Here is a 14943-nt window from a genome sequence, read left to right as displayed (position 1 = left end):
TGAAAAGAATCGAAAAAAAATATAGATGTTTTAAGAAAACTGCCCTTTAAGGCAGTTTTTTTGTTTTCTGATAGTAATTAAAATTTATTCGGAACTAGTTAAGATACAATTGTTTTACAATAAGATAATATCAATTTCTTGTATCTCATTTAAATATTTTTATCAAAAAAAATAACAATCTGTAAAATAATAAAAAGATAAAGTGATAAGTCTTTTTATTGATTTATGGAAATTAACTAGTACCACTAACCTAATAACTATCATTTTGAAAAAACACTACTTTTTTGGAGCAGTTTTTCTGCTCCAGTTTTTTGTATCCTTTGGACAGAATCCAACCCGATGTGGAACACAATTATCTCAAAAAGAAGAAGCCGCTTTTGTAAAATCATTATCAAAAATTAAGACTTGGAAAAAAGGCAGTACTTCTAAAATGACTTCAGTCCCCTATATTATTCCAGTTGTATTTCATATTCTAACTGATGGGACCAATGTTAGCAGTGGTTTGACCAAAGCGCAGATGAAATGCAGGATCGATGATGCTTTACTCACAGTCAATAAAGATTTTAATGGTTTGTTTCCAGAATATGCTAATACTGATCCGCGTTTTGATGGTGTTAAAAGTAAGATGAATATTCAGTTTGTTTTGGCAACTGTTGATCCAGATGGAAATCCATTGGAAATTCCTGGTTTAGACTGGCATCCAGAGGCACATGTAAGTGATGGATATGACCCTAAAATTTACAATTATATCTGGTATGGTAAAAATAGCAGATATTATCTGGATGTTTTAGTTGTTGATGAGCCTAATACAGGTCAGGGTTCTGTTGGTTCTGGACATGCTTTTTTACCAATTCAAGACGCTATTCCGCGAGTAACTTACAATCATAGATATATAGGAAGCACATGTGGATCTGATGCTAGTGCTACTTTTGCAAAAGTAATGACACATGAGTTCGGCCATTATTTTGGATTAAAACACACTTTTCAAGATGATTGCGATCCTATAAATGATGGTATGGCTGACACTCCGCCCACTAAAGTTGGTGAAGGCTGTACTAGAAATGTGCTCAATAGCTGTGGAGTTTATGCCAATGCTGAGAATCATATGGATTACAATACAGATTGTCAAAATATGTTTACCAGAGATCAGACCAATGCAATGACGTATTGGTTAGATGATACTTCTGTGGCACGATATCCAAGAGGTTTTTTATGGCAGCAAAGTAATCTTAGTTCTGTTGGAGTGATAGAATCTGTACCCGTAGCAAATTTTACTAGTAGTACTACAGCAGTTTGTTCTGGAAAAGCAATTGTTTTTAAAGATCGTTCTTTAGGTTTGCCTGCTTCAAGACTATGGACTTTTGAAGGCGGAACTCCTTCAACATCTACAGAATTAAATCCGACTGTTGTTTATAATACTTCTGGAGTGTACAAGGTAAAATTGGAGGTTACAAATTCTTTAGGAACAAATACCAAAGAAATGCCTAATTATACTGAAGTAGATCAAAAATCAGCTGTAAATTTAGCGGAGAGTTTTTCAGGCACTTTTCCTCCACGAGGATGGGAAATTTCTAATCCTGATGATGGTTTAGCATGGGAAAAACGAAATGATATCGGACATAATGATAGTTCTTGTATGATCATGAACAATGCTGATAATGCAGTTTTGGGTTCATTAGATTATATTAGATTGCCATATTTTGATTTTACTGCAGGACAAAATAGTCAGATGTTTTTTGATGTCGCTTATACAAAATTTGATGATTCGAGTCCAGATGTTCTAAAAGTACAGGTTTCAACAGATTGCGGACAGACTTGGAATGATGTTTATTCTAAAACGCATACGCTTTTGCAGACTACAGAAGTGCCAACTGCTTTAGCAAATAACTGGGTGCCAACTGCAGATGCCAATTGGAGGAAAGAAGTTGTAGACTTGAGTGCTTATCAAGGAAATGGAAATGTTTCTATTCGATTTGCTAATGTTTCAGGATATGGAACCAGAATCTGGATTGATAACGTGAATGTAGCTGTAACACAAGCAACGACACCAGTTTCTGATTTCACTTCAAATATTAGAGATACAAGATGTACAAATCTTACTGTTCCGTTTCTAGATGTTTCAACAGGTAATCCTACATCTTGGGAATGGTCTTTCCCTGGAGGAACACCAACCACTTCTACAGACAGAAATCCTGTTGTAACTTATAATTCGCCAGGTTCTTATGCTGTTACTCTTTCGACAAAAAATGCAAACGGAACAGGAACGGTTTTGACTAAAACGGATTTTGTAAAGATAGTTGATCCAGATAGGATTTCTTATACTGAGAATTTTGAAAATTCTTTTCCGCCGGCAGAATGGGAAATTGTTAATCCAGACAATAAATTGACTTGGGAAAAAAGAGCAGATGCAGGGCATAATTCTTCATCATGTATGGTAATGAATAATGCTGATAATGATAAGGTTGGTGCAATTGATGAAATTATTCTAAAACCAGTCGATATGTCTGTAGGAGTAACCGATTTTTCATTTGATGTTGCTTATGCAAAATTTGATGCTGATAGTCCTGATGTTTTAGAAATTCTTGCTTCTAAAGATTGTGGCGTTACTTGGAAAAGTGTTTATCTGAAAACGCACATGGAGTTGGAAACATTTGTAAGTAGCGACCCAAATAACTGGATTCCAACAGCAGATTCGCATTGGAGAACAGAAAGAGTATTGCTGACAGAATTTAAAGGTTCTTCGAATGTTTTGCTTAAATTTAAAAATACTTCGGGATATGGATCTAGAATATGGATCGACAATGTTAAATTTACTTTTAATAGTAAAGAAACTCCGTTCTCAGAATTTACTATAGAGAATGATAAAATATGCAGTGATTTGCCAATTGCATTTAAGGATATTTCAACAGGAGAACCAACATCGTGGTTATGGTCATTCCCAGGTGGTTCTCCGTCTACTTCTACAAGCCAAACGCCAGCTGTTATTTATGAAAACCCAGGAACTTATGACGTTACTTTAACGGCTACGAATTCCTTTGGAACTGGAACGGTGATGCATAAAACCGGAGTGGTGGTTGTAAAAGGAAAAAATAGTATTCCGTATTTTGAGAATTTTGAATCTAGTTTTCCTATTCAGGATTGGGAAATTATTAACCCAGATAAAGATGCTATAACTTGGGAGAAACGTTCAGATGTTGGAAAAGGAGATTTGTCTTGTCTGGTTATTAATAATGCAGATAATCCTTCAGGTTTGATTGATGAACTGATTTTAAAACCATTTGATTTTTCTTCGGCTTCAACTCCATTTTTATATTTTGATTTGGCTTATACGCAATATTTAAATGCCTTTGACCCAACACCTGCTCCCGATAAAATAGAGATATTCGCATCTTCAGATTGTGGAGCAACATGGACTTCAGTTTATTCAAAAAATCAATTGCAGTTGCAAACTGTTTCGCCTCCAATTGAAGATGATAAGTCGACTACATCAACAAATGAGACAAATGATTGGATTCCAACCAAGAATTCTGATTGGAGAGAAGAGAAAATTGATTTAAGTATTGTAAAAAATCAAAAGAATGTGCTGCTTAAAATAAAGAACAGTTCTGGTTATGGAACAAGGATTTGGTTTGATAATTTAAAAATAGACAATGGACCAAATTTATCTGCTGCAAAACCTCAGAAGCCAATTAATTTAGATGGTGTTCAAATATATCCGAATCCATCAAGTGATGTCTTTTATTTGATAACACCGTCATCTGGAGATGATTATACTGTTACGGTTCTTAATGTTGCTGGGCAAGTTATTTATAACGAAAAATTCCAAGCTAAAAATAATAACAACAAAGCTATTAACTTGGTAGAGCAAGCAAAAGGAGTATATTTTTTAAATTTAACTTCTTCATCTAAAAAGACTTTTAGCCAGAAAATAATAAAGCAATAGCTTAAAATTAAATGAAACAAAAAAGACTGCATCGTAATGGATTGCAGTCTTTTTTTGTCTTAATAAATATATTTATTCTATTTCTGAAGTGTTTTTTACTTTTGGAGCAGGAAATTTAGATCTAAAATCAAAAACTAATTCTGAAGCTCCATTTTGCTGTAAATAATCTAATTTTTCTACAGCTTCTTCAAGAGTAGGAATGTGTCCTTTAGGAATCCACCACATAGCGGTATGCGCTTTTCCGAATTTTTGAAACCATTCTTTTCGACGTTTTAAAAAGTCACTGTGAAAAGTTTTGTACATGTAATGTTCTAAAGTTTCTATGTTTTCCCAAACAGAAACATTGATGATAATCTGTTCATCATTGTACGGATTCAGACTTGTAGCATTATCAGTTTCGTCTTTTAAGCGCCAGACAAAGCCTCCACTTTCTTCAGCTATAGTATTTATAGCATCTAAATTATCTACAAATTCTTTCATGATTGGGTCGTTAATATCGACTCCTTTCATCTTGGCAATATTAATTTCGGCAAGGTGATAATTGCTCATAAAATATATGTTTCTGAATTTTAGGCAATTTAGCTTTTCCTGCAAGGTTTTCAAAACCTTATAGGTCTTTTTTGAGAAGATGTTGAAATTATACCTACAAGGTTTTGAAAACCTTGCAGGGAGTGATGATTTATAAAATCTGTTCAGTTTTGTATACCTGAATTGGGCTTGAAACTAGGTGTTCGGTTTTTTTGATAAATTCTTGCAAATAGGATTGATTGTTATGTAGTTCTAATCCTGGTTGATCTTTCCATTCCTCCCAAAGAATAAAAACATTTTCGAAAGTGTGTAAATCGTAACGAATACATGCAGCTTCTTTTCTAGTTTCGGTTACTAGATGTGTCAGCAGGTTTTGAACTTCAATTAAATGCTCTGGTTTACTTTTTAAAATTGCTGTAATCGAAATCATAATTATAAGTTTTTAAAAGTTTGCTCTAAATGTTTCGTATAACTCTCTTTAAAGATAGCAATATTTTCTGGTGTTGCGCCTTTTTCTACATCATGAAAATGGAATCCATCTATTTTTTCCATTCCTGTAAATTTGTTCATTTTGTGGAAGCCAAACATTACGCCGTCATCAACCGAAGTTTCTTCGAAGAATTCTCCCGGAAGTGTAAAAGCGGTTGCAGGTGCGTTCCAGCTTGTAGTAAGCATGTATTTGCGTCCGTGCAGAAGTCCGCCAGTTCCATAATTAATGTCTGGATTTACACGGCTTCTTCCGTCGTTTTTATAGATTCCGTTGTTGTGTCCTTGCGTGAAAACATCATCGATATATTTTTTGAAAAGATTCGGAATTTGAAACCACCAAACTGGTGTATGATAGATAATTAAATCTGCCCAAACGAATTTTTCTACTTCTTTTTGAAGATCAATTTCGTCTTCAATGTGAGTTGTTTTTATTTCGTAATCATTGTTTTTAGAAAGAAATTCAACTGTCCAATCCTGAACGGTTTTATTGAATTGTCCTCCTGAATGTGCGAACTTTTGTCCGCCGTTAATTATAAATATCTTTTTCATTTTTATTGTTGTTTCTTTTGAAAATGGATGCGTGAGGGATAGAGGCGGTATCTTTTTGCGTAATGAAATGGAGCAAAAAATATAGCCGAAAGCCCGATTCGCCGCGGCGAACACGCCCAAATTCTATTTATTTAATTTTTGAGATTTTTTTTTAAACACATAGACTGTCAAAGTTTGTCATTCCGAGGAACGAGGAATCTCCGTAAGTAGCTCCGCATAGAGTATGCCAAGCTTTGTGGAGTTTCTCGCGAAGATTCCTCGTTCCTCGGAATGACAAGATTGCGCAGATTTTGTGTCTATAAAAAGAGAATTATTTTATTTTAGCAATTGCCTGATTAATAAACTCCAATTCTGAAGCTGATAAGTCGAAATTCATTGTTTTGGCGTTTGAAATAGCTTGTTCTGCATTTCTCGATCCTGCTAGAACAATTGCAATTCCTTTTTGTAAAGATGTCCAGCGTAATACTAATTGTGATAAGCTTGCTTCTTTTGCATGAGCTAAAGAAGTTAATTCTTCGACTAAAGTTTTTACTTTTTGAAGATCAAACTGATTGAAATACCCATTTCTATGGTCGTTTTCTTTTAATTTGCTGTCTGTAAAATATTTTCCAGTCAATAGACCTCTTTCCATAGGACTGTAAGCAATGATTCCGATGTTTTCTGATACTGTAAAAGGAATTAGTTCTTCTTCAATTTTGCGGTTCAACATACTGTATGCCACTTGATTTGAAGCGACTTGAATTGTTTTTTGTGCTTCCTGAATTTGTGAAACATTGTAATTGCTTACTCCAAAAGCTCTTATTTTTCCTTGTTGGATTAATGCTTCAGCAGCTTCCATGGTTTCAGAAATTGGAGTTGTTGAATCTGGCCAGTGAATTTGCAGTAAATCGATATAATCGGTTTGAAGGCGTTTTAAGCTTTCTTCAACTTCTTTAATGACGTTTGCTTTTGATGAATATTTGTAAATCGGAACTTTTTTACCGTTGTTGTCAGCGTCGAAAAAGAAATCACCTTTTCCGTTATTGCTTCCATCCCAAACCAAACCGAATTTAGTAAGTAATTGAATTTTAGAACGATCGTAAGGTTTTATAGCTTCTCCGATCATTTCTTCGCTTAAACCAAATCCGTAAAAAGGAGCAGTGTCGATTGTAGTAACGCCGTGGTCAATTGAAGCCTGAACAGATTCTATTGAATCTTTCTTTTCTGTTCCGCCCCACATGGTTCCTCCGATAGCGAATGCGCCATAAGTAATAGCTGATAATTCAAGTTCTGAGTTGCCTAGTTTTCTATATTCCATGATTGTGATTTTTTATGTTTAAAATTGATGAGGCAAAATTATACTGTTTTTATGATTCTTATTTGGTATATATTTGTCTTTTTTAGGTATATTTGCATCTTCAAATAAATTGAATTATGAAAAAAGAAAACTTATACGAACCTTTTACGGTTTCTTTTGAAACGCTGAATGAATATCCAGATGTTGGAGATCGTCATAATTTTTTCGAACTGGTTTATATTCTAGAAGGAACAGGAAGACAGTGTATTAATAAGAATATTTTTGAATATGATCCAGGACATTTGTTTTTATTAACGCCTGAGGATTGCCATAATTTTACCATTGAAACTAAAACAAAATTTTTCTTTTTAAGGTTTAATGATATTTATTTGAAAAATTCGAGTCTGCAGAATGAAAATATTCAGCGATTAGAATATATTCTTCAAAATGCGAATCACCAACCCGGTTGTATTTTAAAAAATGATCCTGATAAATGTTTGGTGAAAGTAATGATTGAAGCGATTTGCCGTGAACATCAGGATAAAGATGTTTACAATCAAGAATTGATTCAGCAATTGGTCAATACGCTGATTATTATTGTGGCGAGAAATATTGCGAAATATTTGCCTGAGCAAGTGACCATAAATACTGAGGCTAAAGCAATGGATATTCTGCAATATATTCAGAACAATATTTATTATCCTGAAAAAATTAAAGCAGAATCTATTAGTGATTATTTCGGAATTTCGAATACGTATTTAGGGCGTTATTTTAAGAAACATGCCAGTGAAACGATGCAACAGTATATCAGTAATTATAAAACGAAGTTGATAGAACACCGTTTACAATTCAGCGAGAAGCGTATTAATGAAATTGCGTATGAATTTGGCTTTACGGATGAAAGCCATTTTAATAAGTTTTTTAGAAAGCAAAAAGGGTATAGTCCGTCTGAGTTTAGAAAAACGATTCGATTGAGTGCTTAGTAATGGACGCTGATGACGCCGATTTTGGCGGATTCTATAAAGTTGAATTAATGAATAGGGAAGAAGCGAAAAAAGTTATTGCAGTTTATGAAATGCAGAACTTGTCAAGTGATGAAAAACTTGAAATTTTAGAATGTAATTATTGGTTTTTTGGAGACAAAGAAGGAATAACTGAGGCTATAGAAGAAGGTTCTTATCCTGAAATTTCAGAGGATTTAATAGAGATAATTGATAAAACTCCAGATCCGTTTCTTAATGCTGAATCAGAAGGTTTGGTGGTTGATTATCTTGTAAACGGATTAAAATATGTAACCAATTTATATTTGCAGACAAAGCTAAAAAGTATAAATCCAAATTTCAAAGATAAAATTTTTGGAGAAGTAGAAAGAGCAGGTTTATGTCCTTGCTGCGAATATTATTCTATTGATTATGGAGAAGATGGTTTGTGGGATATTTGTCCTGTTTGTTTTTGGGAAAACGGTGGAGAAGGACCAAATCATATGACTTTGGAGCAGGCTAAATTTAATTTCGAAAAATTTGGTGCAATCAACAAAGACTCTTTAGGCTTTGTTGATAAAAATGGTGCAAAAAAATATTGTAGAAAAGAATAAATCTCCAAAATCTGAGAGAGAAAAAAGAAAAAAATCCGTATAAATCCGCGTTTTCGCAAAGCGAATCCGTTTTATCCGTGTACTTTAACTCAAAGTCCTAATTATATAATCTTCTTAATTACGCGAAGCTTGTGAGTGTGTTTATTTAATTCAGGATTGTAAATTCCAGTATGATCTAAACGGTCAATGCGTACTTTTCCACTTGCGTGAATGATGTAGTTGTTTTCCATGATGATGCCTACGTGAGTAATATTTCCTTCATCATTGTCAAAGAAAGCCAAATCACCTGGTTCGCATTCTTCAATAAAACTTAACGGATCTCCTTCAAGCGCTTGTTGAGATGCATCACGATGAATTTTATAACCGTTTAATTTGTAAACCATTTGGGTGAAACCTGAGCAATCAATTCCAAAAGGTGTTTTTCCACCCCATAAATATGGAGCATTCAAATACATAAAAGCAGTTTTTATCAAGGCGCTCTTAGGTTTTATACCGCTGGTTTTAGTTCCTTCAAAATCAAAGTTTGAAGTATTGATTTCGCTATTATTTAAAAAAGATAGGGAAGCTCCAAGGGGAATAGGAAGCAGAAGATTGTTGGGAGCTGTGATATAATCAATTAAGTCAGCATTTAAAATAATGGACTCTTTGCTCAAAAGATCAAATTGCTCTTTGGTAATTTCCTGATATTGTTTTGAATCGACCCAGCCTTCGTAATCATCATATTGAATTCTGATTCGCGCCCATTGATTATGACGTTCTAAAATTTCGATATGCTCGCCAAACAAGAGCTGTGTAACAATTTCACTTCTGTCGCTGGCTTCAGCTCGAACAGGTACTATGGCTAAATTGCAAATTCCAAACATCTAAGGAAATTTATAAAGTTGAAAATCAGGAGCCATGTTATAACTCCTGATTTTTTGAGATATTATTTTAAGCTCTTTCGATAACAATTGCTGATGCGCCACCACCACCGTTGCAAATTGCAGCGGCTCCGGTTTTAGCATTGTTTTGTTCTAAAACATTTAGTAAAGTTACGATAATACGTGCTCCAGAAGCTCCAAGAGGATGTCCTAAAGAAACTGCACCACCGTTTACGTTTACTTTATCGTTATCAAGGTTTAATATTTTTGCATTGGCTAATCCAACTACAGAGAATGCTTCATTAAATTCGAAGAAATCAACATCTGAAATTGAGATTCCTGCTTTGTTCAAAGCTTTTGGTAATGCTTTTGCTGGACTTGTTGTAAACCATTTTGGTTCTTGCGCTGCATCTGCATAACCTTTTATGTAAGCTAAAGGTTTTAATCCTAATGCATTTGCTTTTTCTTCAGACATTAAAACTAAAGCAGCAGCTCCGTCATTGATTGTAGAAGCGTTTGCAGCAGTTACAGTTCCGTCTTTTGTGAAAACTGGTGCTAAAGATGGAATCTTATCTAATTTCACATTAGTATATTCTTCGTCTTTAGAGAATATAATTGGTTCGCCACGTCTTTGTGGCACTTCAACAGGAACAACTTCATTGTCGAATTTTCCAGCATCCCAAGCTTTTGCACTTCTTTCATAAGATTGAATTGCGAACGCGTCTTGCTCTTCACGGCTGATTTTATATTCAGAAGCACACAAATCAGCACAAACTCCCATTGCGTTGTTGTCGTAAGCATCTGTCAAACCATCTTTCTGCATTCCGTCAAGCATAGTTGCAGGACCAAATTTGTTTCCGGCACGCATTTGTACGTAATGAGGAATTAAGCTCATGCTTTCCATTCCGCCCGCTACCACAATTTCAGCGTCTCCGCATGCGATTGCTTGTGCAGCAAACATTACAGCTTTCATTCCAGAAGCACATACTTTGTTTACTGTTGTAGCAGCAACTTCTTCAGATAATCCGGCAAACAATGCAGCCTGGCGCGCTGGAGCTTGTCCAACTCCCGCCTGAATTACATTCCCCATGAAAACTTCATCGACTAATTTTGGGTCAAGATTAATTTTTGAAAGCGCTCCTTTTATGGCAGCAGCTCCTAATTTTGGTGCAGGTACACTAGATAACCCGCCCATGAAACTTCCGATAGGTGTTCTAACGGCAGAAACGATAACAACTCTTTTGTTCATTTTCTGTTTAATAATAGTTAGTAAGCAAATTTACTGTTTATTTGAATAAATTCAAATTTTGTATTGAATAGACGAATTTTAAATTTAAGGTGAAATTTTTGTTAATTCTATTTGTTTGATTGTGAAGCGGTTTTGAAAAAAGATAAAAAAAAACTAAAAAAACTCAAAAAAAAGCTTGTGAGAAAAGGAATGTTGTTATACATTTGCACTCGCAAAACGGAAGCAATTCCACTAGCAAGGAGAGGTGCCAGAGCGGTAATGGAGCAGATTGCTAATCTGTCGACGGGTAACCGTCGCCAGGGTTCGAGTCCCTGTCTCTCCGCTTAAATTTTGCCTCGGGGTGTAGCGTAGCCCGGTTATCGCGCCTGCTTTGGGAGCAGGAGGCCGCAGGTTCGAATCCTGCCACCCCGACTACAATTGAAATAATGGACGCATAGCTCAGCTGGATAGAGCACCTGCCTTCTAAGCAGGCGGTCGAAGGTTCGAATCCTTCTGCGTTCACAAGAAGCCATTCAAATTGAATGGCTTTTTTGTTCTTATGTAAATAGTTTTGATTTCTATCTTTAGAAATTTTGAAATAATGGTTCCATAGCTCAGCTGGATAGAGCAACGCACTTCTAATGCGTAGGTCGAAGGTTCGAATCCTTCTGGGATCACTTTGTAAACCCACTATTTGGTGGGTTTTCTTGTTTTTACTACTTTTTTATTTCTATATTTATTATCACAAAATACCACTTTCTGAGATATATTGAAAGGATGAGTATGGTTTTCCGTAAAGAAGATTTATTCAAAAGAATAATATTTGCTTTTAATGTTTAATTATGTGTGAGATTTATTTATAATTAGTTATTAATGAGAGATTGGGAAATTATGGAGTATAAAAAGTGGTTAACATATTGGAAAAAAAGTTTATCTGATTCTTTGAAAGCAGATATCAATGTTGATAAACTTCAACATTTTGAAGTTGAAAGTTTTGATGTTGACTTACAGCAAATAGAAGATTTGATCAATGTAAATAAATTAATAGACTTTGAAGAAGAGCGAATAAATAAGAAGAAAGGCGCTTTAAGCAAAGAAAGTAAAAATTGGGTTGTTTTAGATGAAATTGAAGTTTTGATTTCTCCGATAAAAATAAAACCCACAACAGAAAATCTTGTTTTCCTAAAAGATAAACAGCCTAAATTTCCTTTTTGGTATTTTGCAAAATTAAATAGGGAAGGAAGGTTGCAGATTCCTGAAGAATATTTTCCAGTTTTCCAACGAAAATATTTAGAACCCTTAGCTGATGAAAAAACTGAATTTGTATTCGGCACTGTTGAAAATACTGATAATGCAACTGCTATAGGCCGAGAACAATATTTGAATTATCAGGAGTATATAGATTACATAAAACATGTTTTCTTATTAGCAATAAATCAGAATGTTGAAAGTTATAAAGCAGAGGGATATGAAACTTTAACAAGTGCAATTGTTTTATTACCAGATGAAGATATAAACGCGGCTATTGGGATAATTCATTTGTATGAAAAGATATTAAAAGAAAACACTATTCCTGAATTGTTAAAGACATTTATAACGTTAAATAATCCTAAAGAGAATAATCCATTAAGTGTATCTGAATTTATTGATTCAAACTTTTTACATACAGGACAAATGGGATTTGATTTCCCAATTTCAATATCGCAACGCAAAAGTTTAAACACCTTTTTAAAGACTAATGATAAAATTTTTGCTGTTAATGGCCCTCCAGGAACAGGAAAAACAACTTTGCTGCAAAGTATTGTTGCTAATAAATTTGTAGAAAGTGCGATAAAAGGAAATCAACCTCCCATAATTCTTGCCTGCTCAACCAATAATCAAGCTGTAACAAATATTATAGATAGTTTTTCGAAATCAAATACAAAGCCGGGTAATTTTTTAGAAGGCAGATGGTTGCCGGAAATTGAAGGTTATGCAACTTATTTGCCGGCTAATGGAAAGACAGAAGCAGAACTAAAAGGAATAAATTACAAAAAACAATATGGTGATGGCTTATTCAATAGAGTTGAAAACGATTCTTATTTAAAAGTAGCTAAGCCTTATTTCATTGAAAAGTGTTCAAAATATTTAGAAGATAAAAATTTAAATATTAATGACGCTATAAAAAAGATTCAGAAGGAAATTTTAAATATCCAGAAAATATTAAATGAAGCATCTGCTAGATGGAAAGAGTATTTAAAAAATGAAGACCTATTTTTAAAAGATTATCTACGTAATGACAGCATTGTTGAGAAATATTATTCTGAAAATATTTTAAATGAAATAGAATTTAAATCTGACATTGAGATTTTAAATAAATTAGAAGAAAAAATTATTTCATACTTCAATAATGAACCATTCTTTAGAAAGTTGTTTTGCTTTTTTGGGCTGAAATCAGCTTTAGCAAGTAGAGCATCCGAAGTTAAAATTTTATTGAGAGACTCATTAATAAGTGAATCCAAAGATTTTGTTTATACAAAAAGTTCTATACTTGAAAAGATTGATGATAAAATAAGAGTTGCAAAAAATATTATTGACTCAATTAGTAAATGGAAAGATTGGAAAAATTCTAATTCAATTACTGGAAATCCTCCTAAAACGGAAGAAGAATACTGGGAATTAGAGTATTTAAAAATTAAAAATGGTGTTAAACCAAATTGTTTTTATGACGAGTTAGATGTTACGCTTCGTCATAAAGCATTTCAGCTTGCTTTACATTATTGGGAAGGAAGATGGTTGTTGAAATTAGAATCTGATTTGAGAGATGAAAATTTCGACAAAAAAGGTTTAGATGCAACCAAAAATAGATGGCAGCGACAAGCCATGTTAACCCCTTGCTTTGTAAGTACATTTTACATGGCTCCAAAATTCTTTAGTTTTTTTAGATTTTTCAAAAGAGGAGAAGATGGTAAAAATATTTTTGATACTCCACCTCTTTATAGTTTTATAGATTTATTGATTGTTGATGAGGCAGGCCAGGTTTCTCCAGAGGTTGGAACAGCAACATTTTCACTTGCTAAGCAGGCAGTTATTGTGGGGGATGTCAAGCAAATTGAACCTGTTTGGAATATAACGAATAAAATAGATATAGGTAATTTAAAAAAATGTGATATCATTAAAAGTTATGATGATCCTATTTATGAAAAAGAGTTTGATCCTAAAGGTTTTCTCGCTTCAACTGGAAGTATAATGAAAATGGCTCAAAATGCGAGTGATATTAGAGAGTTAGACTCAAAGGAAAAAGGAGTTACTTTAGTTGAGCATAGACGTTGCTTTGATGAGATTATTAATTATTGCAATTTACTAGCATATGACGGAAAGTTAGTACCACTTAAAGGGCCTGCAAAAGGTGATTTATTATTTCCTCCAATGTATTGTGTCCATGTTGAAGGAAATTCTACAGTAAAAAATTCCAGTAGGTATAATGAGAATGAAGTAACAGCAATAGTTAATTGGCTAGTTAAAAATAAAACGATAATAGAGGAGAAATATGGAAAGGTTGAAGATTCTATCGGCATTATTACCCCTTTTGTTGGACAAAAAAACAACTTGAGATACGCTTTGAAAAATGCAGGCTTTAATATTGATAGATTAAAACTGGGAACTGTTCATGCACTTCAAGGAGCTGAAAGACCTATTGTTTTGTTCTCTATGGTCTACGGAAAAGGCGATTCAGGAACAATGTTTTTCGACAGAGATAATAAACCAAATATGTTAAATGTAGCGGTTTCAAGAGCTAAAGACAATTTTATTGTTTTTGCAAATACAGATATTTTGGATAAAACAAGTAAAACGCCATCTGGGTTACTTTCAAACCACTTAGTTTATGAAATTGAAAAATGATATTGATTATTTTGTCCAAATATCGTCTTGCGGATACAAGTTTAAGTAGTGTAGATTTAGAAACATTAACGTTATGAGAATAGCAATACTAGGAGCTCATATGGTTGGAAAAACCACATTGGCAGAAAAACTGTATGAATCTTTTTCTGATTACGAGTTTTATCCAGAACCGTATTTTGAACTGCAGGAAATGGGTTTTAATTTTTCTGAAATGCCTACTGCTGACGATTACATAATGCAGTTGGAACATTCTATAAAACAAATCGTGAGAAGTAATAGGAATGCTATTTTTGATCGCTGTCCGATTGATCTTTTAGGATATGCTTTAGCAGTCGACAATACATTAAACTTTTCCTCGGTATTTAATAAAATTCAAAATGTGATTAAAGAGATTGACGTTTTTGTATTTGTTCCCATTGAAAAACCGGATCAAATTCTATGTTCAGACTCTGATTTGCCTGAGCTTAGAGATGAGGTAAATAATATTATTAGCGAATTAATTGTTGATTTTGATTTGAAAGTGATTGAAGTAAAAGGAAGTTTATCCGAAAGACTGGATCAAATTCAAAGTAAAATACAGTATTAAAGTTTTAA

General features: G+C 33.7%; 11 protein-coding genes and 4 tRNA genes. 9 read left to right on the top strand and 6 right to left on the bottom strand.

All coding sequences use genetic code 11. The annotated features are described in order from the left end of the window. Positions 1-265 precede the first annotated feature (265 nt). Positions 266-3943 carry a PKD domain-containing protein gene (locus DMA14_RS20185; RefSeq protein ID WP_157957743.1) on the top strand — a complete coding sequence of 1226 codons (3678 nt, stop codon included), beginning with the start codon at positions 266-268 and terminating at the stop codon, positions 3941-3943. A gap of 72 nt (positions 3944-4015) precedes the next feature. On the opposite strand, the gene DMA14_RS20180 is transcribed toward DMA14_RS20185, so the two are convergent. The 4 genes from DMA14_RS20180 to DMA14_RS20165 all read right to left on the bottom strand — a co-directional run bounded on the left by DMA14_RS20180 (position 4016) and on the right by DMA14_RS20165 (position 6806). Then, positions 4016-4492: a DUF3291 domain-containing protein gene (locus DMA14_RS20180; RefSeq protein WP_111426313.1), complete on the bottom strand. Its 477-nt coding sequence runs from the start codon at positions 4490-4492 to the stop codon at positions 4016-4018. A gap of 130 nt (positions 4493-4622) precedes the next feature. Next, a complete protein-coding gene (locus DMA14_RS20175) occupies positions 4623-4901 on the bottom strand; it encodes a putative quinol monooxygenase (RefSeq protein WP_111426312.1) in 279 nt (92 codons plus the stop codon). Between the two features lie 2 nt (positions 4902-4903). Then, positions 4904-5509 (bottom strand): NAD(P)H-dependent oxidoreductase, encoded by a 606-nt coding sequence (locus DMA14_RS20170; protein ID WP_111426311.1) that lies wholly within the window; start codon positions 5507-5509, stop codon positions 4904-4906. Between the two features lie 310 nt (positions 5510-5819). After that, complete coding sequence (locus DMA14_RS20165) at positions 5820-6806, bottom strand: aldo/keto reductase (protein WP_111426310.1); 987 nt, start codon at positions 6804-6806, stop codon at positions 5820-5822. A gap of 116 nt (positions 6807-6922) precedes the next feature. Between DMA14_RS20165 and DMA14_RS20160 the strand changes: the two genes are divergently transcribed. Both DMA14_RS20160 and DMA14_RS20155 read left to right on the top strand, forming a co-directional pair. Then, positions 6923-7768: an AraC family transcriptional regulator gene (locus DMA14_RS20160; protein ID WP_111285332.1), complete on the top strand. Its 846-nt coding sequence runs from the start codon at positions 6923-6925 to the stop codon at positions 7766-7768. 2 nt (positions 7769-7770) lie between these two features. Then, positions 7771-8379, top strand: coding sequence for a CPCC family cysteine-rich protein (locus tag DMA14_RS20155; protein WP_111426309.1), 609 nt, complete (start codon positions 7771-7773; stop codon positions 8377-8379). Positions 8380-8480: 101 nt separating this feature from the next. Here DMA14_RS20155 and DMA14_RS20150 read toward each other — a convergent pair whose 3' ends face one another. Together DMA14_RS20150 and DMA14_RS20145 are read right to left on the bottom strand one after the other, a co-directional pair. Further along, on the bottom strand, positions 8481-9242 hold the full coding sequence (locus tag DMA14_RS20150; protein ID WP_091491580.1) for a C40 family peptidase: 762 nt from the start codon (positions 9240-9242) through the stop codon (positions 8481-8483). Between the two features lie 67 nt (positions 9243-9309). Continuing rightward, entirely contained in the window at positions 9310-10488 is a 1179-nt protein-coding gene (locus DMA14_RS20145; RefSeq protein WP_111426308.1) for an acetyl-CoA C-acyltransferase, read from the bottom strand. A 238-nt stretch (positions 10489-10726) separates the two neighbouring features. Between DMA14_RS20145 and DMA14_RS20140 the strand changes: the two genes are divergently transcribed. From DMA14_RS20140 to DMA14_RS20115, 6 genes are all read left to right on the top strand, one after another. Next, a tRNA-Ser gene (locus DMA14_RS20140) sits at positions 10727-10810 on the top strand. Positions 10811-10824: 14 nt separating this feature from the next. Beyond that, a tRNA-Pro gene (locus DMA14_RS20135) sits at positions 10825-10899 on the top strand. 16 nt (positions 10900-10915) lie between these two features. After that, positions 10916-10989, top strand: a tRNA-Arg gene (locus DMA14_RS20130). An 81-nt stretch (positions 10990-11070) separates the two neighbouring features. Beyond that, positions 11071-11144: transfer RNA gene (locus DMA14_RS20125), tRNA-Arg, on the top strand. A 196-nt stretch (positions 11145-11340) separates the two neighbouring features. Continuing rightward, positions 11341-14349, top strand: a complete 3009-nt coding sequence (locus tag DMA14_RS20120; RefSeq protein ID WP_111426307.1) for a DEAD/DEAH box helicase — start codon at positions 11341-11343, stop codon at positions 14347-14349. A 73-nt stretch (positions 14350-14422) separates the two neighbouring features. Then, entirely contained in the window at positions 14423-14935 is a 513-nt protein-coding gene (locus DMA14_RS20115) for an ATP/GTP-binding protein (protein ID WP_111426306.1), read from the top strand. Positions 14936-14943 lie beyond the last annotated feature (8 nt).

Origin of the sequence: Flavobacterium sharifuzzamanii (genome assembly GCF_003254585.1) — a bacterium.
Lineage (GTDB): Bacteria > Bacteroidota > Bacteroidia > Flavobacteriales > Flavobacteriaceae > Flavobacterium > Flavobacterium sharifuzzamanii.
Note: the sequence above shows the minus strand (reverse complement) of the source record. Positions and strands in the feature narration are given on the sequence as shown.